Source organism: Pseudomonas nitroreducens NBRC 12694 (genome assembly GCF_002091755.1).
GTDB lineage: Bacteria > Pseudomonadota > Gammaproteobacteria > Pseudomonadales > Pseudomonadaceae > Pseudomonas > Pseudomonas nitroreducens.
Genome location: NZ_BDAI01000001.1, coordinates 621,347 through 640,684 on the forward strand (window position 1 = coordinate 621,347; position 19,338 = coordinate 640,684).

The 19,338-nt window shown below is 61.9% G+C and carries 16 protein-coding genes; 7 read left to right on the top strand and 9 right to left on the bottom strand.

Annotation, left to right across the window (positions count from 1 at the left end; translation table 11 throughout):
* Positions 1 to 65: 65 nt before the first annotated feature.
* Positions 66 to 1,232 (top strand): EAL domain-containing protein, encoded by a 1,167-nt coding sequence (locus PNI01S_RS02920; RefSeq protein WP_024765076.1) that lies wholly within the window; start codon positions 66 to 68, stop codon positions 1,230 to 1,232.
* Between the two features lie 69 nt (positions 1,233 to 1,301).
* On the top strand, positions 1,302 to 2,633 hold the full coding sequence (locus tag PNI01S_RS02925) for a deoxyguanosinetriphosphate triphosphohydrolase (protein ID WP_084357397.1): 1,332 nt from the start codon (positions 1,302 to 1,304) through the stop codon (positions 2,631 to 2,633).
* Between the two features lie 14 nt (positions 2,634 to 2,647).
* Here the strand turns inward: PNI01S_RS02925 and PNI01S_RS02930 are convergent, their stop codons facing one another.
* Entirely contained in the window at positions 2,648 to 6,208 is a 3,561-nt protein-coding gene (locus tag PNI01S_RS02930; protein ID WP_231387395.1) for a transporter substrate-binding domain-containing protein, read from the bottom strand.
* A 92-nt stretch (positions 6,209 to 6,300) separates the two neighbouring features.
* Entirely contained in the window at positions 6,301 to 6,927 is a 627-nt protein-coding gene (locus PNI01S_RS02935; RefSeq protein WP_024765082.1) for a response regulator transcription factor, read from the bottom strand.
* A gap of 829 nt (positions 6,928 to 7,756) precedes the next feature.
* On the opposite strand from PNI01S_RS02935, the gene PNI01S_RS02940 reads away from it, so the two are divergent.
* Positions 7,757 to 8,173 (top strand): response regulator, encoded by a 417-nt coding sequence (locus PNI01S_RS02940; protein ID WP_024765083.1) that lies wholly within the window; start codon positions 7,757 to 7,759, stop codon positions 8,171 to 8,173.
* Here the strand turns inward: PNI01S_RS02940 and PNI01S_RS02945 are convergent.
* Positions 8,154 to 8,501, bottom strand: a complete 348-nt coding sequence (locus PNI01S_RS02945; RefSeq protein ID WP_024765084.1) for a YggL 50S ribosome-binding family protein — start codon at positions 8,499 to 8,501, stop codon at positions 8,154 to 8,156. The two genes, PNI01S_RS02940 and PNI01S_RS02945, sit on opposite strands and share 20 nt — an antisense overlap.
* A gap of 254 nt (positions 8,502 to 8,755) precedes the next feature.
* Here PNI01S_RS02945 and dacB point away from each other — a divergent pair, with 254 nt between their 5' ends.
* Entirely contained in the window at positions 8,756 to 10,192 is a 1,437-nt protein-coding gene (gene dacB, locus PNI01S_RS02950) for a D-alanyl-D-alanine carboxypeptidase/D-alanyl-D-alanine endopeptidase (RefSeq protein WP_084357399.1), read from the top strand.
* Between the two features lie 39 nt (positions 10,193 to 10,231).
* Here the strand turns inward: dacB and PNI01S_RS02955 are convergent, their stop codons facing one another.
* Together PNI01S_RS02955 and rlmKL are read right to left on the bottom strand one after the other, a co-directional pair.
* Positions 10,232 to 12,643 carry a sensor domain-containing diguanylate cyclase gene (locus PNI01S_RS02955; protein ID WP_084357400.1) on the bottom strand — a complete coding sequence of 804 codons (2,412 nt, stop codon included), beginning with the start codon at positions 12,641 to 12,643 and terminating at the stop codon, positions 10,232 to 10,234.
* Positions 12,644 to 12,744: 101 nt separating this feature from the next.
* Positions 12,745 to 14,928 carry a bifunctional 23S rRNA (guanine(2069)-N(7))-methyltransferase RlmK/23S rRNA (guanine(2445)-N(2))-methyltransferase RlmL gene (gene rlmKL / locus PNI01S_RS02960; RefSeq protein WP_084357401.1) on the bottom strand — a complete coding sequence of 728 codons (2,184 nt, stop codon included), beginning with the start codon at positions 14,926 to 14,928 and terminating at the stop codon, positions 12,745 to 12,747.
* Positions 14,929 to 15,402: 474 nt separating this feature from the next.
* Here rlmKL and rmf point away from each other — a divergent pair, with 474 nt between their 5' ends.
* Complete coding sequence (gene rmf, locus PNI01S_RS02965; protein WP_081519407.1) at positions 15,403 to 15,621, top strand: ribosome modulation factor; 219 nt, start codon at positions 15,403 to 15,405, stop codon at positions 15,619 to 15,621.
* A gap of 103 nt (positions 15,622 to 15,724) precedes the next feature.
* Here rmf and PNI01S_RS02970 read toward each other — a convergent pair whose 3' ends face one another.
* Positions 15,725 to 16,750, bottom strand: coding sequence for a quinone-dependent dihydroorotate dehydrogenase (locus tag PNI01S_RS02970; protein WP_084357402.1), 1,026 nt, complete (start codon positions 16,748 to 16,750; stop codon positions 15,725 to 15,727).
* A gap of 53 nt (positions 16,751 to 16,803) precedes the next feature.
* The gene (locus PNI01S_RS02975; RefSeq protein WP_024765089.1) at positions 16,804 to 17,025 is read right to left on the bottom strand and encodes a DUF2835 domain-containing protein; all 222 of its coding nucleotides are present in this window, start codon (positions 17,023 to 17,025) and stop codon (positions 16,804 to 16,806) included.
* Between the two features lie 149 nt (positions 17,026 to 17,174).
* Between PNI01S_RS02975 and PNI01S_RS02980 the strand changes: the two genes are divergently transcribed.
* Positions 17,175 to 18,056 carry a DUF6685 family protein gene (locus PNI01S_RS02980; protein ID WP_024765090.1) on the top strand — a complete coding sequence of 294 codons (882 nt, stop codon included), beginning with the start codon at positions 17,175 to 17,177 and terminating at the stop codon, positions 18,054 to 18,056.
* Positions 18,057 to 18,065: 9 nt separating this feature from the next.
* Here the strand turns inward: PNI01S_RS02980 and PNI01S_RS02985 are convergent, their stop codons facing one another.
* Positions 18,066 to 18,479, bottom strand: coding sequence for a helix-turn-helix domain-containing protein (locus tag PNI01S_RS02985; RefSeq protein ID WP_024765091.1), 414 nt, complete (start codon positions 18,477 to 18,479; stop codon positions 18,066 to 18,068).
* A 121-nt stretch (positions 18,480 to 18,600) separates the two neighbouring features.
* On the opposite strand from PNI01S_RS02985, the gene PNI01S_RS02990 reads away from it, so the two are divergent.
* Complete coding sequence (locus tag PNI01S_RS02990; RefSeq protein ID WP_024765092.1) at positions 18,601 to 18,813, top strand: helix-turn-helix domain-containing protein; 213 nt, start codon at positions 18,601 to 18,603, stop codon at positions 18,811 to 18,813.
* Here PNI01S_RS02990 and PNI01S_RS02995 read toward each other — a convergent pair.
* Positions 18,804 to 19,334: a hypothetical protein gene (locus tag PNI01S_RS02995; protein WP_024765093.1), complete on the bottom strand. Its 531-nt coding sequence runs from the start codon at positions 19,332 to 19,334 to the stop codon at positions 18,804 to 18,806. The genes PNI01S_RS02990 and PNI01S_RS02995 overlap by 10 nt on opposite strands.
* Positions 19,335 to 19,338: the final 4 nt, after the last annotated feature.

Below are 19,338 nucleotides of genomic sequence, written 5' to 3' on the forward strand. Positions count from 1 at the left end.
TTCTTGCAAAGTGACATGGAGCAGCGCTCCGGCGCTTTCCTGTCACGCCACTAAGGATGTGTCCCTTGATCGACGGGCAACCCATCGCCTGCTTCCAGCCATTCATCGACACCGCGACCGGCCTGATCGCCGGTGTCGAGGCGCTGGGGCGGTTGCGCCAGGACAACGGTGACCTGCAATCGGTCGGCCCGCTGTTCTTCAACCCGCGAGTCGGCCTCGCCGAACTGCGCCGCCTCGACCGGCAAATCCGCGATGCCGCCCTCGCCCGCATCCATGAGGCGCCCAGGGACTGGTTCCTCAGCCTGAACATTTCGCCGCGCTGGATCAGCCGCCTACGCCCGAACCAGCCACTGCCCAGCCTCAAGCAACTGCAACAGCAAGGCGTGCCGCCCGAACGGGTGGTCTTCGAGATCACCGAGCTGGGCGGTGCCCACCAGCGTCTGCCCGAAGTGGTGGCGCGCTATCGAGACGCAGGTGCGCGTATCGCCATCGACGACTTCGGTGCCGGTTACTCGCAGTTGGATCGCGTGCTGGCGCTGCAACCGGACATCCTCAAGCTGGACATGCGCCTGTTCCAGGAGGCAGCACGCGGCGGCCCCAGCGGCGAGGTAGTGAAAGCCCTGGCGCAGATGGCCGAGAAGACCGGCTGCTGGATCATCGCCGAGGGCGTGGAAACCGAAGAGGAAATGGACTTCGCCCTGGAGTGCGGTGCGCGCTATGTGCAGGGCTACCTGTTCGCCAAGCCTGCGTTGGAGTTTCCCGCCAGCGACGCCTTCCGGGCCGCCTTTGCCCAGCGCCGCGACCATTACGTGAATCGCAAACTGCGGGAGCGCGCCAACCTCATCCAGTTGCGGCAACAACTCTCCGAGCTGATGAACATGCTGCGCCCCTGGGCCGAAGGCGGCGCCATGCTCAGCAGCCTGCCACCAGCGCCGGAGTCCTTCAGCCGCCTGCTGCGCATTTACCAGTGCGACCGCCACGGCACCCAGACCTCGCCAAACCTGGAGTGGAACGGCCTGTTCTGGAAGGAAAACCGCCGCTACCTGGGGCACAACTGGTCCTGGCGTCCGTACTTCTACCAACTGCTCGCCGAAGGCTGGGAAGAACGCCGCCTGACACTCTCCAACACCTACCGCGACGCCACCACCAACCAATACTGCATGACTGCCGGGCAGTTCATCGACCAGGGCCGACGGCTTCTGCTCATCGACATCGACGCCGAAGGTCTCTAGCGCCACGATTGAGATTGCCGGCACGAACGGCTAGCGTTGCCGGTAACTCTCTCGATTGTGGAAAGAAGAATGGATTGGCACACCCTGCTCCCTCGAGAACGCCTCGGCAAACCGGTGCACAGCAGCGCCGAACTCGGCCGCAGCGCTTTCCACAAGGACCACGACCGCATCATCTTCTCCGGCGCCTTCCGCCGCCTGGGGCGCAAGACTCAGGTGCACCCGGTATCGAGCAACGACCACATCCATACCCGCCTGACCCACTCCCTGGAAGTGGCCTGCGTCGGCCGCTCGCTGGGCATGCGCGTCGGTGAAATCCTCCGCGATCGCCTGCCTGAATGGTGCGACCCGGGGGACATGGGCGTCATAGTGCAGTCCGCATGCCTCGCCCACGACATCGGTAACCCGCCCTTCGGCCATTCCGGCGAGGATGCCATCCGCCACTGGTTCCAGCAGGCCGCCGGGCGCGGCTGGCTGGATGGGATGAGCGAAGAGGAGAGCTCCGACTTCCTGAACTTCGAAGGCAACGCCCAGGGCTTCCGCGTCCTCACGCAACTCGAATACCACCAGTTCGACGGTGGCACTCGCCTGACTTACGCCACCCTCGGCACCTACCTGAAATACCCCTGGACGGCACGCCATGCCGACTCCCTCGGCTACAAGAAGCACAAGTTCGGTTGCTACCGCAGCGAACTACCGTTGCTGGAGCAGATCACCCAAAAGCTCGGCATGCCGCAATTGGAGGACGAACGCTGGGCGCGGCACCCGCTGGTCTATCTGATGGAGGCTGCCGATGACATCTGCTATGGACTGATCGACCTGGAGGACGGCCTGGAAATGGAGTTGCTCGATTACGCGGAAGTCGAATCGCTGCTACTCGACCTGGTGGGGGATGACCTGCCGGAAACCTACCGCCAGCTTGGCCCGAAGGATTCACGCAGGCGCAAGCTAGCCATCCTGCGCGGCAAGGCTATCGAGCACCTGACCAACGCCGCCGCACGAGCCTTCGTCGAACAGGAACCTGCTCTGCTCGCCGGCAGCCTGCCAGGCGACCTGGTGGAGCACATGCATGGTCCCGCCAAACACTGCGTGCAGCGAGCCAAGGCCATGGCGCGAGAAAAGATATTCCAGGACAAGCGCAAGACACTGCACGAGATCGGCGCCTACACCACCCTTGAAATCCTGCTGAATTCCTTCTGCGGCGCGGCACTCGAGCAGTACGGCCGGAGTACACCGTCATTCAAGAACCAACGCATCCTTGATCTGCTCGGCAACAATGCACCGGAACCGGACTGGACGCTCTATCGCGCGTTCCTTCGAGTCATCGACTTCATCGCCGGGATGACGGACAGCTACGCCACAGAGATGGCTCGCGAGATGACCGGCCGCTCCAGCCCCAGCTGAAGCGGTCGCGCCGACTAGGCGACGAGTGTCCGCAGTTGCGCCAGCAGTTCGTCCTGCAAAAGCGCCATCGCCTGCTCCACCGCCAATGCCCGATTGAGCAACTCCTTGCTGCTCAGGCCATCCTTGCAGCCGCCTTCAAGCTGACCGCACAACTCCTGAAGCGCACCCGCGTTGACCAAGCGAGCGGCACCTTTCATGCGGTGGGCGAGGTCCGCCAGTTGCTTCCAGTCACCCGCCTCCCATAGAGGCCGAACCTGGTCAATATCGAGCCGGTTGCTGCTGTGCAACTCCTCCAGCAGGCGGCGAATCAGACCGGGGTCACCGCCGGTCATCTCCCGCAGGGACTTCAGGTCAACCCCATCGGCTCGCTTGCTCTGGGCGTCTCTTGGTCGGTCATCGGCAGCGGTGATCTTCGGTACTGTTTCCAGCCGTACCCGCAGATTGTCCAGACCAATGGGCTTGAACAGGCAATCGTCCATCCCGGCGCGTCGACAGTTCTCGACCTCGTCCGGTTGGGCATTGGCGGTGAAACCGAAGATCACGCAAGGCTCAGCCTCCATCTCCGCTTCCAGTTCGCGAATTCTGCGCGCCAGGCCATAGCCGTTGAGAACCGGCATGTTGCAGTCGGTAATGACCAAATCAAAATCGCCCGGATGCCATGCCTGAAGTGCCAGAGAACCATCGGACGCCACTTCGACCCGGTGCCCCAGGTGCTCCAGTTGCTGGGTCAGTAACATCCTGTTGGCAGCGTGGTCGTCGACCACCAGCACCTTGAGCGAATGCACAGACCTCGGCACATCCGGCGCCGGACGCACATCTCCTTCGGGCAGGCTCTCGAGTGTTTGCAGCAACAGCCGCACGGTGACCGTCGTTCCTACGCCGGGGCGGCTCTCCATACGCACCGTGCCGCCCATCATTTCCGCTAACTTGCGGCAGATGGTCAGGCCCAACCCAGTGCCGCCACGACTTGCGTGGCTGCTGCGGGCAACCTGGCTGAAGGGCTCGAACAACTGCCGCTGATCCTCTTCGGAAATCCCAATACCGCTGTCTTTCACACTGACTTCGAGGGACAGGCGCTCACCAGCGACCCTCTCTCCGGAGACGTGGATTCGCACATGGCCAATATCGGTGAACTTGATGGCATTGCTGACCAAGTTGGAAAGAATCTGCTTGAACCGCAGCGGATCGATGAGCACGTCACAGGCGGCGTCCGCCTCGATCTCCAGCCGCAGTTCCAGTGCCTTCTGTCGGGCCAGCCCGTCGAACACCCGGGCCACGGACTCCACCAGTTCGCGCAGGTGCGCGCGCTCCGGCAGGAGGGTCAGCCGTCCTGACTCGATCTTGGCCACGTCGAGAATGTCACCGATCAACGTCAGCAGCGAGTGCGCAGAGTCATAGGCTACTTCCACCGGTTCGCGTTCCCAGTGGCCTTGATCGGCGCGAGTCAACGCCAGCTCCAGCATCCCGATCACTGCGTTCATGGGAGTGCGGATCTCATGACTCATGGTCGCCAGGAAGGTACTCTTGGCACGGTTGGCTTCCTCGGCCTGCTCCTTGGCCGCCTCCAGTTGGTGATGCAGGCGCTCTCGCTCGGTCACATCGATCCAACCGGTCACCACGCCGGAGAGCTCCCCACCGGGCCCACGGTATGGCGTCGCCCAGTAATGGATTTCACGAACATTGCCGCAAATCTGCAGCATCAGATCGGAGGCCACTTTGCCATCCTGCTCCATAGCCTGCTGATGAATCAGCTGGAGCGTGGCTGCGTCGCGCGCATCCAGCCACGAGCAATCGGCAACTCGGGTGCCGCCAACCGTGTCGTGGGACATGCCGGTCTCGGTCAGGAATCCGATATTGCAGGTGACAAGACGTCCTTCGCGGTCCCGTACGGCCACCGGCTGGGGAATACCATCGATCAGGGCACGCTTGAATGCGAGTCGGTAATTGAGCTCGCGCTCGGAGTCCTGTCGGTGCCGGACCTTCAACCACAAGCGCCAGTTCCACAACAATAGCAGGAGCAGCAACAGTGTTGCGGCCCACGCGAACTGGATGAATTGCGTGCGATAGCCTTGCCAGATGCTGTCCGGCTTTTCCATGCTGGCGGACCAGCGGGTAACGATGTTGCTCATATCCTCGGGGGAAATGGCGAGGATCGCCTTGTTCAGAATACCGAGAAGCTCCGGGTCCGTCTGGGAAACGGCCAGGGAGAACTGGCCCGGCTCCCGGTCGAGGGCAAGTGCCACACGCAGCTCCGGGTAATAGCGAGAGATCAGGTAATTGGCGGAAGACAGCAGATGAATTCCTGCATCGACCTTGCCTTCGCTGATCATCGACAGATCATCGACGTTGTTTTCGACCTCAACCAGTTTGGCCTGAGGATGATGCATACGCAGAAAGTCGGCGATGACAGAGCCCTTTGGAACCGCTACTCGACGCCCATCCAGATCACCCAGCGAATGTAGCCAGTCACTCTTTCCGGACACCACGACCACGAAGGAGGCGGTCATGTAAGGACGAGTGAAGCCGAGCCACTCTTCACGCTGAGCCGTCGGTGTCAACGCTGAGATGATGTCTGCTTTGCCCGTTTTCACCTGCTCCAGCATTGCCGTGACGCTGGGCTGAGGACGTACCTCGAAGTCGAGGCCAGTGCGGCTCTGGACGAGGTCCAGTACGTCCGCGGCAATGCCGCGGAACTGCCCCTGAGCATCGAAAAATGAGACGGGAGCCAGAGCCTGATCCACGACGACCACCGGGCGCGGATGAAGATCAAGCCAGCGCTGTTCCCGGGGAGTGAGGATGAGTCGCTGATTGACGATCGAGAATGCCCCGCCAGGACTCCAGCGTCGCTGGATTGCGCTCTTGGTCTGGCGTGGAATGGCAGCCAGGGTATGGTTGAGAATATCCAGCAGCTCATGCCCGGAGGAGATGACGGCGAAGCTGAACCCCAGGCCATCGAAGCCGGCGAAATTCAGCGGCTTGAGGTTCGCCAGGTACCCCTGGCTGATCAGATACTGAGCACTGAAGGCATCCCCGACGTAGAAGTCCGCCTGACCGAAGGCAACGGCCTCCAGGGCCCGACGCACCGACTGGTAGCTCTGGATGGTGGTTCCGGAAAGGTATTTGTCGCGCTCATCCACGGAGAAATAGTCGCTGACCACGGCAATGCGCTTTCCCACCAGTTGCGCAGCACTCTCCAGGCGTACGCCCTCCGGGCCAATAACCACAGGCTGATTGGAAAAATAGGGTTGAGTCAGGGTGACTTCGGGCCGCATTGCCTCGTAACGGGTGGAACGACTGAGCATGTCGATATCGCCCTGTTCCAATGCCTTCAGGGCGGTGGTGCGATTCGCATAACGGCGCACTTCGATGTGGACATTGAGCGCGTCAGCAATGACGCCTGCGAAATCTGCCGTGATGCCTTCGAGATCCGTGCCACTGGCCATGATGTCGAAGGGTGCATAGTCCGGCGCGGTCACACCGAGACGCAGCGTGCGCTTGTCCCTGAGCCATTGCCAGTCTGAATCGTTCAATTTCACCTTGACCGGCTCGTCCGTCGAACGAGCCAGCAGGTTCATTGCGGTCCAATCGTGCTGCTCCGCGACTCCCCATCCACAACAGAGGAATAACAACACACTGACGAGCAAGCGGAAGCGGTACATCACACACCTCAGACCAGCGCGTTCCGCTTGGCAAACTCGATCAGATCGACCAAGGAATGGGCGTTGAGCTTCAGCAGCAGTCGGGTCTTGTAGGTGCTGACCGTCTTGTTGCTGATGAACATCTGTTCGGAGATTTCCTTGTTCGAATACCCGTTGGCCAGGTACTGGAGGACGGCCATCTCACGGTCGGAAAGACGCTGAATGAGTTCCTGGTCATCCATCTGCCCGCTGTTGCGGCGGGTCTGGCGAACGGCAGTACTGGGGAAGTAGTTGTAACCGGCAACCACGGCGTTGACCGCACTGATCAGCTCCGCCAGCCCACCCTGCTTGCAGACGAAGCCCGAAGCTCCGGCCTGCATGCAGCGCATGGCGAACAACGAGGCGCTCTGTCCGGTCAGCACCAGGACCTTGAGCGGAAGCTCGAAAGCGGAGATCCGGCTGATGACCTCCAGGCCATCGAGCCGAGGAATACCGATATCCAGAACGACGAGGTCGGGGATCAGATCCTTGACAAGCGAAAGCGCATCCACGCCGTTGTCAGTCTCCCCGACGATAACGTGGCCTTCCTTTTCCAGCAGAACGCGCATTGCCATACGAATGACCGGATGGTCATCGACAATAAGAACTTTGCTCATCAAGCTTCCTCCCACAGACCCATCGAAATTAATATTTGTCCGTAAGATATATGCCAAGCTTGTTCTGTCGAGATTACCCACCCTCATTATTTATCATTAGAGGGTTTTCCTACGTAACATCTAAATAATTCCTACAAGAATCTCCCTCAGCTCCACCACTCGCCTCCCTTCCGCAAGAATATTCCGACTCCAAACAGGAGAAAATCTGACTTGGAGCCCTGATAAACCTCGGCACTATCTCCGCATACTTCATCTAGCTGGCTCCAGGTATGCATTTCTTCTTGTTTACAGGCAACAATGGATACGCCTCTCCACCATGTCGACCTGTAGGATGCCAAAAATCAATCGAAGACCTCTGCCTAGGCCATTCCGGACACGAAGAGGCGTTCGATTCTGCGACCTGTGCGGCAGCAGATGCCAGACTTAAACTCTATCCATCGTGGGGTTATTCACGGAAAAGCCTGATGATTATCACTTTCGCCAGAAAAGCTGGTGAACACTGAATAAAAACTCACATTTCCTAGGAGAGTTGAAGTCCAACCGGCACAGTGCAATAGATAATAGTCAGAGACCATTGAAGATCAGCCAGACCAGATAACAATCACGCTTCGCTCAACACAGAAGCCAAAATAGCTCCAGAGAAATCGACCTAACCTTTCATCCGCAATAGTACCCAGAACAAATACAAAGAAGATATTTAAAACCTGAGCACACATATGAAGGCACACACTAAAACCTCCAAAATAAAATTATTAGACACCTGTGCTTGCCTGTGAAAAAGCATCAGCGAAGTTCATCAGCTGCATCCGGAGTTTTCAAGGAGCTCGTCATGCAGGACAACAAACTCAGCATCCTGGTCGTCGAAGATCATCCCTTCCAGTTAATCGCCACCCAAATGCAATTGAACCGCTTGGGATTCTTCAGGCTGACTCCTGCACTGGACGCCACGGAAGCGCGCGAAGCGTGCGCACGTCGCAGAGAACCATTCGACTTGCTTCTCTGCGACATAAATCTGCCGGACGTCAATGGAATCGAATTGGCCTGCGAGCTGGCCGACGCAGGCAGGGTTCTCCACGCAGTCCTGTTCAGTGGCCGCGAAGAAGATGAGTTGCAGGCCGAGCTAAAAACGCTCAGAGCACGAGGCCAGCCCATCCTGGCCTGCCTGCCGAAACCTCTCGACCCATGGAAACTGATGCAGGTCCTGAGAGCGGAGGAGAGCCTCAAGCTCAACGAGCAGGCGGATTGACCGGCTGGTCCGGGTACCAGGCATCAATCAACGGGCTGACGGTGAACTCCGCCAGCTCGGGCTGCTGCCTCAACCAGCCTTCGACCAACTCGCGCTGCTCGTTGCTCACCGAGCCACGCCGGGCCAGGCAGATGAAGCCGTACTCATCGCACCCACTGTAGACAAGGTCATTGGGCTCGACAGCATCAGCGGCGAAGCGCTTCAAGAAATTGCCGATGGAGTCTTCGTCCTTACCCTCGCGGTACTTGAAGCTCAACTCGAAACCGAGCTCCTGGAACTCATCGACACACAACTTCTTGCGTAAACGACGGGAACGATGGGTGGCCATCTGAATCTCTCCTCATGAGGGCTTCGCCACTCGACGAACAAGTGTGCCCGAGCCAAATACACAACTTGCGCCAGCACAGTCACGCAGTATCTCGTCGAGACGACCGGCTCTCGAAGGCCTGCGCATACTGGAACGGCTTGCGGCATAATGTGCCGCGTCTCCCAGTCCAACAGGGAGTACTTCAACTGTAGTGTTGCGCTTCATCTTTTCATTTTTTCAAGTCAATGCCCGACCACTGGGATGTCATCTTTTCTATGTTCAAGTCTCTGCGCGTCCTCGCTCTCGCCACATTACTGCCCTTTGCCTTACCCGCCGTTGCCCAGATCAACACCACCCTGCCCGAGCGCGTACAGAAGGCGCTGAGAGCCAGCAAGCTCACCGATGACGCTCTCTCGCTGGTGATGATTCCGCTCGAAGGCCCCGGTAACGCCACTTATTTCAACTCCGACGTCTCGGTGAACCCGGCGTCGACCATGAAGCTGTTCACCACCTATGCCGCCCTGGAGATGCTCGGCCCGACCTATCAGTGGCAGACCGAGTTCTACACCGACGGCCAGCTCAAGGACGGCGTCCTGAACGGCAACCTGTATCTGAAGGGCGGCGGCGATCCGAAGCTGAACCTGGAGAAACTCTGGTTGATGATGCGCGACCTGCGCGCCAATGGCGTGCTCAAGGTCACCGGCGACTTGGTGCTGGACCGCAGCTACTTCAATATTCCGCAGTTGCCGGTGTTCAATGACGACGGCGGCGACGACAACAAGCCGTTCCTGGTCGGCCCCGACTCGCTGATGGTCAACCTGAAGAGCGTGCGTCTGGTAATCCGCACCGAGGGCAGCAAAGCCACCGTCCTGATGGATCCGCCGCTGGCGAACGTGCGCATCGACAACCAGATCCAGGTGAGCAAGGCCGCTGCCTGCCCGGCCTGGCCGAAGCTGCGTTTCAATCCGGTGACCCAGTTCGACGGCACCTCGCTGGTCGCCACCGGGCAGATTCCGCAAGGCTGCAGCGCGCAGACCTACATGTCCCTGCTCGAACACCCGGCCTACACCGCGGGTGCCGTGCGCGGTATCTGGCAGGAACTGGGCGGCAGCATCCTGGGCAAGGACCGCGAGGGCAACGTGCCGAAGAACGCCACCCTGGTGGCCCGTGCCATGTCGCCGGACGTCGTGGAAATCATCCGCGACATCAACAAGTTCAGTAATAACACCATGGCCCGCCAGCTGTTCCTCTCGGTCGGCCGCCAGTACCGCAACGGCGCCGACGCGGACGACGCCCAAGCCGCACAGCGAGTGATCCGCCAATGGCTGGCGCGCAAGGGCATTACCGCGAGCCACCTGGTGATGGAGAACGGTTCCGGCCTGTCCCGCGACGAGCGGGTCAGCGCTCGCGAAATGGCTGCCATGCTGCAGGCCGCGTGGCACAGTCCCTACGCTGCCGAGTACATCTCTTCGCTGCCGATCGTGGCGAAGGACGGCACCATGCGCAAACGCCTGCGCGGCACGCCCATGGCCGGCGAAGCCCACGTGAAGACCGGCACCCTGAACACCGTGCGCGCACTTGCCGGCTTCAGCCGCGATGCCAACGGCCGCACCTGGGTGGTGGTGGCAATCCTCAACAGCAACCGTCCCTGGGGCGCCTCGTCGATCCTCGACCAGGTGCTGCTGGATCTCTACAGCAGCACCAAGCACTGATCCAACGCGAACCCCGGCCGACAGGCCGGGGTTTTCGCATCAGGCTTCGACCTTCTCCAGACGATCCCGCCCCAGGCGCTTGGCGCGATAGACCGCACGGTCCACCTTGCGCATCAGATCATCAGCGCTTTCCCCAGGGCACCAGGAGGCAACGCCGAAACTCGCGGTGACCACACCCACTCCTTCCATCGGCTGACCACGCAATGCCTGCCACAACGCCTCGGCCAACTGCCAGGCCTGCTCCGTGGTACTGCCTGGGCAGAGCACCACCAGCTCCTCGCCTCCCAGGCGACAGAATACATCCACCTTGCGCAGGCGCTGGGAAATGCGTTGGCACAAGGTCACCAGCACGATATCCCCAGCCTCGTGGCCAAAGCGGTCGTTGATATTCTTGAAGTGGTCGATGTCGAACATCACCAGCGACAGCGGCTCGCCGCTGCGCGAGCAGCGCGCCATGGCCTGGTCCAGTTGCTCCTTGAAATAACGGCGGTTGTGGATGCCGGTGAGCGCATCGGTGACTGAAAGGCGCCGCAGCTCCAGCTCCGCTTCCTTGCGTCGGGTGATGTCGGTGGCGATGCCCAGGTAACCGGTGGTACTGCCAGATGAGTCGCGCACCCCGGTGATGATCAGATTGATCTTCAGTTGCCGGCCATCTCGACGCACGCAGGTCCATTCGTGCTCCTCGTGCCCCTCGCCGACCAGGGCACCTACCACTTCGAAGCCGCGAATCTCACGGCCGAGGATGCTCGACAGATCCTGCGCGCGACGGCGGATTTCGTCCTTGACGAAGACGTTCTCCGGCACCGGCCTCCCGATCACCTCCTGGGCGCTGTAGCCGAACATGCGTTCGGCCCCCACATTGAAGCTGCGCACGAAACCGCGCAGGTCGGTCGACACGATGGCAACCTGGGTCGCCGCATCGAGCAGGCCGTGCAGACGGCTATTCACCTCGCCCAGTTCCAGCTCGGCGGCCTTGCGCGAACTGATGTCGGTCTGGGTGCCGATCATGCGTCGCGCCGCGCCGTCGTTGTCGCGCTCCACCACCTGCCCGCGATCGAGCACCCAGAGCCAGCGCCCACTCTTGCAGCGCAACCGATGTTCGCTCTGGTAGAGCGAAGTCTCGCCGCGAAGATGCCGGCGCAACGCTTCGCAGCGTGCGGCCTTGTCGTCTGGATGGACGCGACTCAGGCTTTCGTCGGTCGTGGTGCCCACCTCGCTGTCGCGGTAGCCAAGCATCGCTTTCCAGGCGTGGGAGTAGAAGACGCTGCCGCTATCCAGGCTCCAGTCCCATACGCCATGACCGGCACTGTCCATGGCGAAATGCAGACGCGCCTGGTTCTCCTGCAGCTCCAGCTGGTTGGCGCGCAGTTCGGCCGTGCGTTCTCCCACCAGTTGCAGCGCCCGCTGACGCTGGCCCAGCAGGATCAGGACATAACCGGCGAGCAACAGGGAGGTCAGCCCACCCGCGAAGATCACCCACAGCTGAGGATGCCCCTGGTTGCGGCGCAGAAAGTCGCTGGATGGCTCGACGCGCACCAGATAGTCGCGGCCAGCGAATGGCAGGTGGCGCTCGGCCACTAGTCCTGCCGTCTGGTCGGGGGAGACCGGGCTTCGATACAGGGGGACATCCGGGCGCAGGTCGCCGGAATCGCGCAATGTCAGGGCCAGTTGCTCCTCGCGCCCCTCCACGCCCTGCTCGATGAGCAGCCGATAACTGATGGCCGCCAGCAGGATGCCCTGGATCCCGACGCGGGTTTCCGCCGTTGGGCTGGGCGTCACGCTGGTCCGGTAGAAGGGCGCCGCCAGCAGTACCCCGGTGGAATCGGCCGGCGGTGCGCCGGGCAGGACTACCGGGATAGAGGCCGCAACAGCGCGCGTCTTCACTACGCGCCGGGTCAGCTCGCGCCCCGGCAACGTCGAGTTGAGATCCAGCCCCAGCGGCATTTCCTCCAGATACTCGGAGGCACCATAAAGGACAGGGAAGTAGTTGTCCCGGACCTGCGCGGGAATCGGCTGCCCCTGCAGGTTGAGCTCGAACAGCATGTAGTCGAGCATCCCGGCAGCATGAGCGCGGGCTTCGAAAGCCTCCCGGTCGTGCTGCGCCACATGGGGCAGCCAGGCATAGCCCAGCGTGTCGCCCAGCAGGGGACTGACGAAATGCTCGAACTCCTCTCTGGAGACCGACCTGGAATTCTCGAAGAAGCGCTGGATCGACTCCAGTTCACTCTGCTGTATCGTGAACCGCTCGCGGACCCGGTCGATCCGCTCATTGGCGGCCAGGGAGAACTGCTGCTCGAGGGCTATACGGGCGTTACGCCAGACATTCCAGCCCAACAGGGCGGTCAGCAGCAGACCTGCCGCCAGCACCAGGCCGGCGGCGCGCAGAGCCTTCTTCTGGCTGACGACTCCCTGAGCAACGGGCAACTGCTCGTAGGCCGGCAACTGAGTCATGTGAAATCCCGATCTCAGGGTTACTCAGTTTTTATAGCAGCCGATGGCCATTTGCCCAGCGCCCGCGCGACGCACGGCCCCTGCCGCGCGCCACAGGGACTTCAACGGACGGTGATGCGCCAGGCGCGGTGGATCTTGCTGTTGCGGGCAAAATCCTGGTCCAGCGTCTGGGCGCTGATATCCTCGACCTGATAGCGCGCCGACAGCCCTTCATCCAACTCGAACTTGCGGAAGTTGTTGGAGAAGTACAGCACCCCGCCCTTGGCCAGCCGCGCCATGGCCAGGTCGATCAGCTCGACATGGTCACGCTGCACGTCGAACACCCCTTCCATGCGCTTGGAGTTGGAGAAGGTCGGCGGGTCTATGAAGACCAGGTCGTACTCGCCGCGGTCTTCGCGCAGCCATTCCATCACGTCGCTCTGTACCAGGCGCTGCTTGTCGGAGAAGCCATTGAGCGACAGGTTGCGCCGCGCCCAGTCCAGGTAGGTCTTGGACAGGTCAACGCTGGTGGTGCGGCGCGCATCGCCCTTGGCCGCATGCACGGTCGCCGTGGCGGTGTAGCAGAACAGGTTGAGGAAGCGCTTGCCGGCAGCCTCGCGCTGGATGCGCAGACGGATCGGGCGGTGATCGAGGAACAGACCGGTGTCGAGGTAGTCGGTCAGGTTGACCAGCAGCTTCACGCCGCCCTCTTCCACTTCCATGAAGCGGCCTTCGGCATTCTGCCGCTCGTACTGCTTCTTGCCGGCCTGGCGCTCGCGACGCTTGATCACGATGCGCTCGGTGGGAATGCCCAGGGCCTGCGGCAGCGCCGCCAGTGCATCGAGCAGGCGGGTCTGGGCCTTCTCCGGGTCGATGGACTTGGGTGCCGCGTACTCCTGCACGTGCGCCCAGTCACGGTAGAGATCCACCGCCAGGGCGTACTCGGGCATATCGGCGTCATACACCCGGTAGCACTCGATCTTTTCCTTGCGCGCCCACTTGCCCAGCGCCTTGACGTTCTTCTGCAGGCGATTGGCGAACATCTGCCCACCCTCGCTCAGGCGAGCCTGCTCGATCACCGCGGCGCCCTGAACCGGTGACGCTTCGCTACGCTCACCGCGCTCGCCGGTCACGAACTGGCGCGGCTCCACGTCGAGCATGATCAGCTTGCACGGCAATGCGCCGTTGAAGAACGCGTACTGCTTGTGGCTGCGGATACCCATGCGCTTGCCCAGCTCCGGCGCGCCGGTGAACACCCCGGCGCTCCAGCCCAGGCAGCTCTGGCGAAGCCGTTCACCCAGATGCTGGTAGAGGTAGAGCAGGCTGGCCTCATCCCCCAGGCGCTCGCCGTAGGGTGGGTTGCAGATGATCAGGCCCTTCTGGCCCTTGTCCGGACGCGGCTCGAACGTCGCCAGCTCGCCCTGGTAGATCTTCACCCACTCAGCCAGACCCGAGCGCTCGATATTATTGCGCGCCGGCTGGATCAGGCGGGGATCGGCTTCATAGCCACGAATCCACAGCGGGGTCTTCGCCAGACCGACTTCGGCGCGTTGCTGGGCCTCGTCGATCAGCTTCTTCCAGATTGCCGGCACATGGCCCAGCCAGTTGCTGAAACCCCAGCGCTCGCGCTTGAGGTTCGGCGCCACATCAGCGGCAATCAGGCCGGCCTCGATGAGGAAGGTACCGACGCCGCACATCGGGTCGGACAGTGCGCCACCTTCAGCGGCGATCTTCGGCCAACCGGCGCGGATCAGCACCGCTGCGGCGAGGTTTTCCTTCAGCGGCGCGGCGCCTTGCTGCAGGCGATAGCCGCGCTGGTGCAGGCTGTGGCCGGAGAGGTCCAGCGACAGCACCGCCTGGCCACGATCCAGGTGCAGGTGCACGCGGATATCCGGATTGACCTTGTCCACCGTCGGACGCTTGCCGAACTCGGCGCGCAGGTTATCGACGATGGCGTCCTTGACCTTCAGCGCACCGAAGTGGGTGTTATCGATGCCCGAGCCCTTGCCGCTGAACTCCACCGCCAGGCTGCCGTCGGCCTCCAGGTGGTCGCTCCAGGGTACGGCGTTGACGCCCAGGTAGAGGTCTTCGGCATTGCTCACCGGGAAGCGCGACAGCACCAGCAGCACACGGTTGGCCAGGCGCGACCAGAGACACAGGCGGTAGGCCGTCTCCAGGTCGCCCTTGCCGCGAATGGCCGAAACCTGGGCACGCGCCTCGGTCAGCCCGAGCGCCTGGGCTTCCTCCAGCAACAGGCCATCGAGCCCTTTCGGGCAGGTGAGGAAGAGATCGTGCAAATCCGCCATGCAAATAGTTCCCGGGCCGCAGCCCTTTCAGCAAAGCCGCTTACGGCCTTGTCGGCCACCTTTTTATTCGACCAAGGCGACCCGTGTATTCATTTTCAGGGATGGACCGGCGAACCGACCTGCGGCCTCGCGTCGCAGAAAGTCATCCCACTCGTCGGAACGAGAGATGGTCTCAATTAGACACACATTCCTCTTGATCCTCGGCAAGCTCCCGCCCCTGGCGGGTTATGCCGTACTGGCATTTTGCAAACCGGGCGAACCTTATGGCTTGAACCCATAAGAGTTACGTCCTTATGACAAATTGGTCATTCACAGCCCCGGAACCTTTCGATAGAACTCGGGGTAATCCTTCACCGCAATGGTGTCGGGCGGGGCGCGTCACGCCGGCAATGCGCCCCATTTGGCGGAACATTCCGCCCGGCCTCCCTGGGGGGCCAACGGGACATAACAGTCAACAAGTGAGGGCAACACCCTATGAGAAGACTTAAGCGTGATCCGTTGGAAAGAGCCTTTTTGCGCGGTTATCAGCACGGCATTACTGGAAAATCTCGCGACCTCTGTCCGTTTACCCATCCCACTACCCGGCAATCCTGGCTCAACGGCTGGCGTGAGGGCCGCGGTGACAACTGGGATGGTTTGACCGGCGCCGCCGGTATTCAACGAGTGAACCAATTGCAGCACGCAACAGGCTGAATCCAGGGTCACCCACGACTTCCCCAAGCCGCCCCATCCGGGCGGAAAAGGGCGCAAGCCCAAGGGCTCCGAAAGGAGCCCCACTTATTTCTGCTCCCCGTCCTTACACCCGCTTGGCCGCTGCAATAGCGTCCACTGCCTCGCGAATCAGCGCCGGGCCCTTGTAGATGAAGCCGGAATAGATCTGCACCAGGCTCGCCCCCGCAGCGATCTTCTCCGCTGCATGCGCGCCTTCGGTAATACCGCCGGCCGCGATGATCGGCAGGCGACCACCCAGTTCGCCGGCCAGTACCCTGACGATGTGCGTACTCTTCTCGCGCACCGGAGCGCCCGACAAGCCGCCCGCCTCGTTGCCGAACGGCAGGTGCTCGACGCCTTCGCGGCCAAGGGTGGTGTTGGTGGCGATCACCGCATCCATGCCCGATTCGATCAGCGCAGCCGCGACCATCGCGGTTTCCTCGTCGCTCATGTCCGGGGCGATCTTGATCGCCAGGGGCACACGACGGCCATGTTGCACGGCCAGGTCTTCCTGGCGCTGGCGCAGTGCTTCGAGCAGCTGCTTGAGCGAATCGCCGAACTGCAGGCTGCGCAGGCCGGGGGTGTTCGGCGAGCTGACGTTGACCGTGACATAGCTTGCGTGGGGGTAGATCTTGTCCAGGCAGATCAGGTAGTCATCCACCGCGCGCTCGACCGGGGTATCGAAGTTCTTGCCGATGTTGATGCCCAGCACGCCCTTGTACTTCGCCGCCTTGACCCGCTCGATCAGGTGATCGACGCCGTGGTTGTTGAAGCCCATGCGGTTGATGATCGCGGTGGCTTGCGGCAAGCGGAAGATGCGCGGCTTGGGGTTGCCCGGTTGCGGACGCGGGGTAACGGTGCCGATCTCGACGAAACCGAAGCCCAACTGGGCGAAGCCATCAATGGCATCGCCGTTCTTGTCCAGGCCGGCCGCCAGTCCCACGGGATTGGCGAACTCCAGGCCCATCACCTTCACCGGCAGGCTCCTGGGCGCCTGCGCCAGCAGGCCATTGAGGCCCAGGCGGCCGCCGGCACCGATCAGGTCGATGGACAATTCATGGGAGGTTTCCGGGGAGAGCTTGAACAGGAGCTCGCGGGCCAGGCTGTACATGGTCGGGCATCGGTCGGCAAAATGGGGCGCTATTATAGCCAGCCTGCCCTCGCTCAAGCGAGGCGACGCAGCGCCAGCAGCCGCCCGGAATCATCGAATTCCAGCTCGAAGCTGCCGTGCACTCCGGAGTGAGTGACGAATGGACGCAGGTGATGCGCAGGCAGGTTGACCTGCCGGCCATCGCGGCTACGTACCTGTACCCGGTTGGCATGCCCGCGATAGAGCGCCTGCAGCCGATCCGCCGACAGAGAAATATCCAGCACAACGCAAGCCATGGAGGCCTCCCGGAAGTGAAGGAAAGAATTTTGCCACAACGCATGCGCCCAACGGCGCCAGGGTTTTCTATGCTTAGGGCAATACGCCGCGCATCCGGCCCGGCGCTTCCTGCACTGACCAGTCGGCCATCGGGAGTCTTGCGTCGTCCATGAGTCAACCACCTCGCCCCCGCAGCGTGACCAGTCGGCTGGCTGCCCTTGCCCAACGCCTGGGCATCGGCAGTGCCGATGGACGGAACATCGTCGAACGCAGCCGGAGCCTGTCCCTGCCCTTCGAACCGCTACCCGACTGGCCCGCCGGCCTCGGCTGGCAGTCCGGGCCGCCGCTGTACCGACTGATTGACCTGCCGCGCGGAGCGCTCTCCGGCCCCGTGCAGGAGGACAAGGCGCGCATCCACGCCGTACTCAAGCGCCTGGTAAGCAGCCGCCACGAGGAACATCCCGCAGTCGACATGCGCAGCATCGACGGCTTGTGCTGCCGCGGCCTCATCGACAGCCCGCTTGCAGGGCTGGAGGAGCTTTCCAACTGCGAGCAGTGCCGCAAGGTGCGCATCATCAGCTACAACGATTTCACCAAGGTCCTGGGCGTGGCCCTGCCCGGCTTCGAACGCAAGACGCAACTGCAGTTACGCAGCGCCGGCTGGCACGGTGAGCGCTTGTTCTGGGACGACGATAATCACCCCTGCGAACTGGCCAACGCGGTGGTCTATGCCCGCCGCCGCGGGCTGGAGATCGTCCTGCCCGCGCGAATCCAGCGCTTCGCGTTGCAGGCTTCTGTCCTGGATGAACTGCAGCGCGACTTCCACATGCTGGCCATGCCGTCCAGAGCCTGGAGCGACGCCGCTTTCATGGAGTTGCTGCTGGAAACCGGCATGCCCTATGCGCGCTTCGGCCTGTTCAACTCGGAAACTCCGGAGAGCCTCCTGTTGCCCAGGGACAATCCAGCATCGGATGCCTTCGGCCAAGGACTGCAAGAGGCCGGAGCACAGGATGTGATCACTTACCTGCGCGATGTCGGCAGCAAAAACTGACCCGCGGCGTCACACCTCAGGCGCATCCTCGTGGAGATGACGCTCTTCCTCGTCCAGGCTTTCCAGCATCGTATGATGCCTGGCCTGCCACTCCTCGAGACTGAGTCCCGCCGTCGCCAACAGCTGCGGATTGCGCTTCACCAGGTAGACCGCTGCCCGCTGAGCGGAATCTTCCACCTTCCAGCTCACCTCGGCCGGATCGATCGGCCCTTCATAGGTGATCCAGCGGCTGAAATCCGGATACACACTGCAGACCTTCTGGAAATCCAGGTCCCGCATGCGCTGGTTGCCATACTCGATGTTCTCCACATCCTTGGCCTTCATGCCGACCGTCTCGGCGAAGGCGCGGCGCGACAACCCCGTCAGCGAGCGCAGCGCCCGTAGTCTCTCTCCTGCGGTGAACAGGAAACGTTTCTTTATCATGTGTCGTCCATCTCCGAGACTGCGAAGGCCCCGAAAAACACCCCAACTACTAGGATAAATTGGCTATCCAGACCGAGGCGCAAGCCCGTGGATCAAGGGGCATGATGGTGCGGGACACGAGATGAGGCAGGGAAGAGGATTCACCCCGGACTTGCTCGCGGGTGGCTATTACGTGACGCCGCAGCGCTTTGCACAGCTGATCGGCCTGGGTGATCGCCAAGCCATTGTGCAACGCTGGATCGAGCAGGGAGACCTTCCCTCGCGCTGCATCGGTGGCCAGACCCTGGTGGACCTGGCCGCCCTGCTCCTGATGACCCAGGCGGATCAGTCCTGATCCGCTTCCTGGGCGGCCTGCAACGCTGGCTTGGCAGGAATGCCGATTTCCACGCAAAGTGCCATGAAGCGCTCAAGGTCGTTTCGATACACCAGCACGCATTGCAGTTCGGTATCTAGCGGCTCGCTGAAATCCACCAGCACGTACCCGCCCTTTTCCGGATACAGCGCGCCGAGCTGGGTCTGGATGCGATTCAGCGCGGTGAGCGGATCCGCCTTGCGCAGTTGCTTGGCCTGCAGCACGAAATTGACGCTGGGGTCGAAGGAGGCGCGGATCTCGCCGAACAGCTCCTCGTAGCTGTCGCCCATGAACAGCACGATTTCCGGCAGGCTGCCGACCACGACCCATTCGCCCAGGGGAATGGGGAAGCTGTCGTCGTAGTTGATGTCTGCATTGGCCGCGAGGAAGGCGGCCGGATCGGCATAGGCCTGCGAGGCCTCGTCGGCGATCTGCTGGATCTCTTCCTCCGCCAGGCAGCCGGAGCTGATCAGCGTGAGGAGTTCGACGAGTTGCGCTTTCATGAGG

Coding starts and splice junctions, on each gene's coding strand:
- PNI01S_RS02925 (WP_084357397.1), top strand. CDS start 1,302: ATGGATTGGCACACCCTGCTCCCTCGAGAACGCCTCGGCAAACCGGTG.
- PNI01S_RS02930 (WP_231387395.1), bottom strand. CDS start 6,208: ATGAACCTGCTGGCTCGTTCGACGGACGAGCCGGTCAAGGTGAAATTG.
- PNI01S_RS02935 (WP_024765082.1), bottom strand. CDS start 6,927: ATGAGCAAAGTTCTTATTGTCGATGACCATCCGGTCATTCGTATGGCA.
- PNI01S_RS02940 (WP_024765083.1), top strand. CDS start 7,757: ATGCAGGACAACAAACTCAGCATCCTGGTCGTCGAAGATCATCCCTTC.
- PNI01S_RS02945 (WP_024765084.1), bottom strand. CDS start 8,501: ATGGCCACCCATCGTTCCCGTCGTTTACGCAAGAAGTTGTGTGTCGAT.
- dacB (WP_084357399.1), top strand. CDS start 8,756: ATGTTCAAGTCTCTGCGCGTCCTCGCTCTCGCCACATTACTGCCCTTT.
- PNI01S_RS02955 (WP_084357400.1), bottom strand. CDS start 12,643: ATGACTCAGTTGCCGGCCTACGAGCAGTTGCCCGTTGCTCAGGGAGTC.
- rlmKL (WP_084357401.1), bottom strand. CDS start 14,928: ATGGCGGATTTGCACGATCTCTTCCTCACCTGCCCGAAAGGGCTCGAT.
- rmf (WP_081519407.1), top strand. CDS start 15,403: ATGAGAAGACTTAAGCGTGATCCGTTGGAAAGAGCCTTTTTGCGCGGT.
- PNI01S_RS02970 (WP_084357402.1), bottom strand. CDS start 16,750: ATGTACAGCCTGGCCCGCGAGCTCCTGTTCAAGCTCTCCCCGGAAACC.
- PNI01S_RS02975 (WP_024765089.1), bottom strand. CDS start 17,025: ATGGCTTGCGTTGTGCTGGATATTTCTCTGTCGGCGGATCGGCTGCAG.
- PNI01S_RS02980 (WP_024765090.1), top strand. CDS start 17,175: ATGAGTCAACCACCTCGCCCCCGCAGCGTGACCAGTCGGCTGGCTGCC.
- PNI01S_RS02985 (WP_024765091.1), bottom strand. CDS start 18,479: ATGATAAAGAAACGTTTCCTGTTCACCGCAGGAGAGAGACTACGGGCG.
- PNI01S_RS02990 (WP_024765092.1), top strand. CDS start 18,601: ATGAGGCAGGGAAGAGGATTCACCCCGGACTTGCTCGCGGGTGGCTAT.
- PNI01S_RS02995 (WP_024765093.1), bottom strand. CDS start 19,334: ATGAAAGCGCAACTCGTCGAACTCCTCACGCTGATCAGCTCCGGCTGC.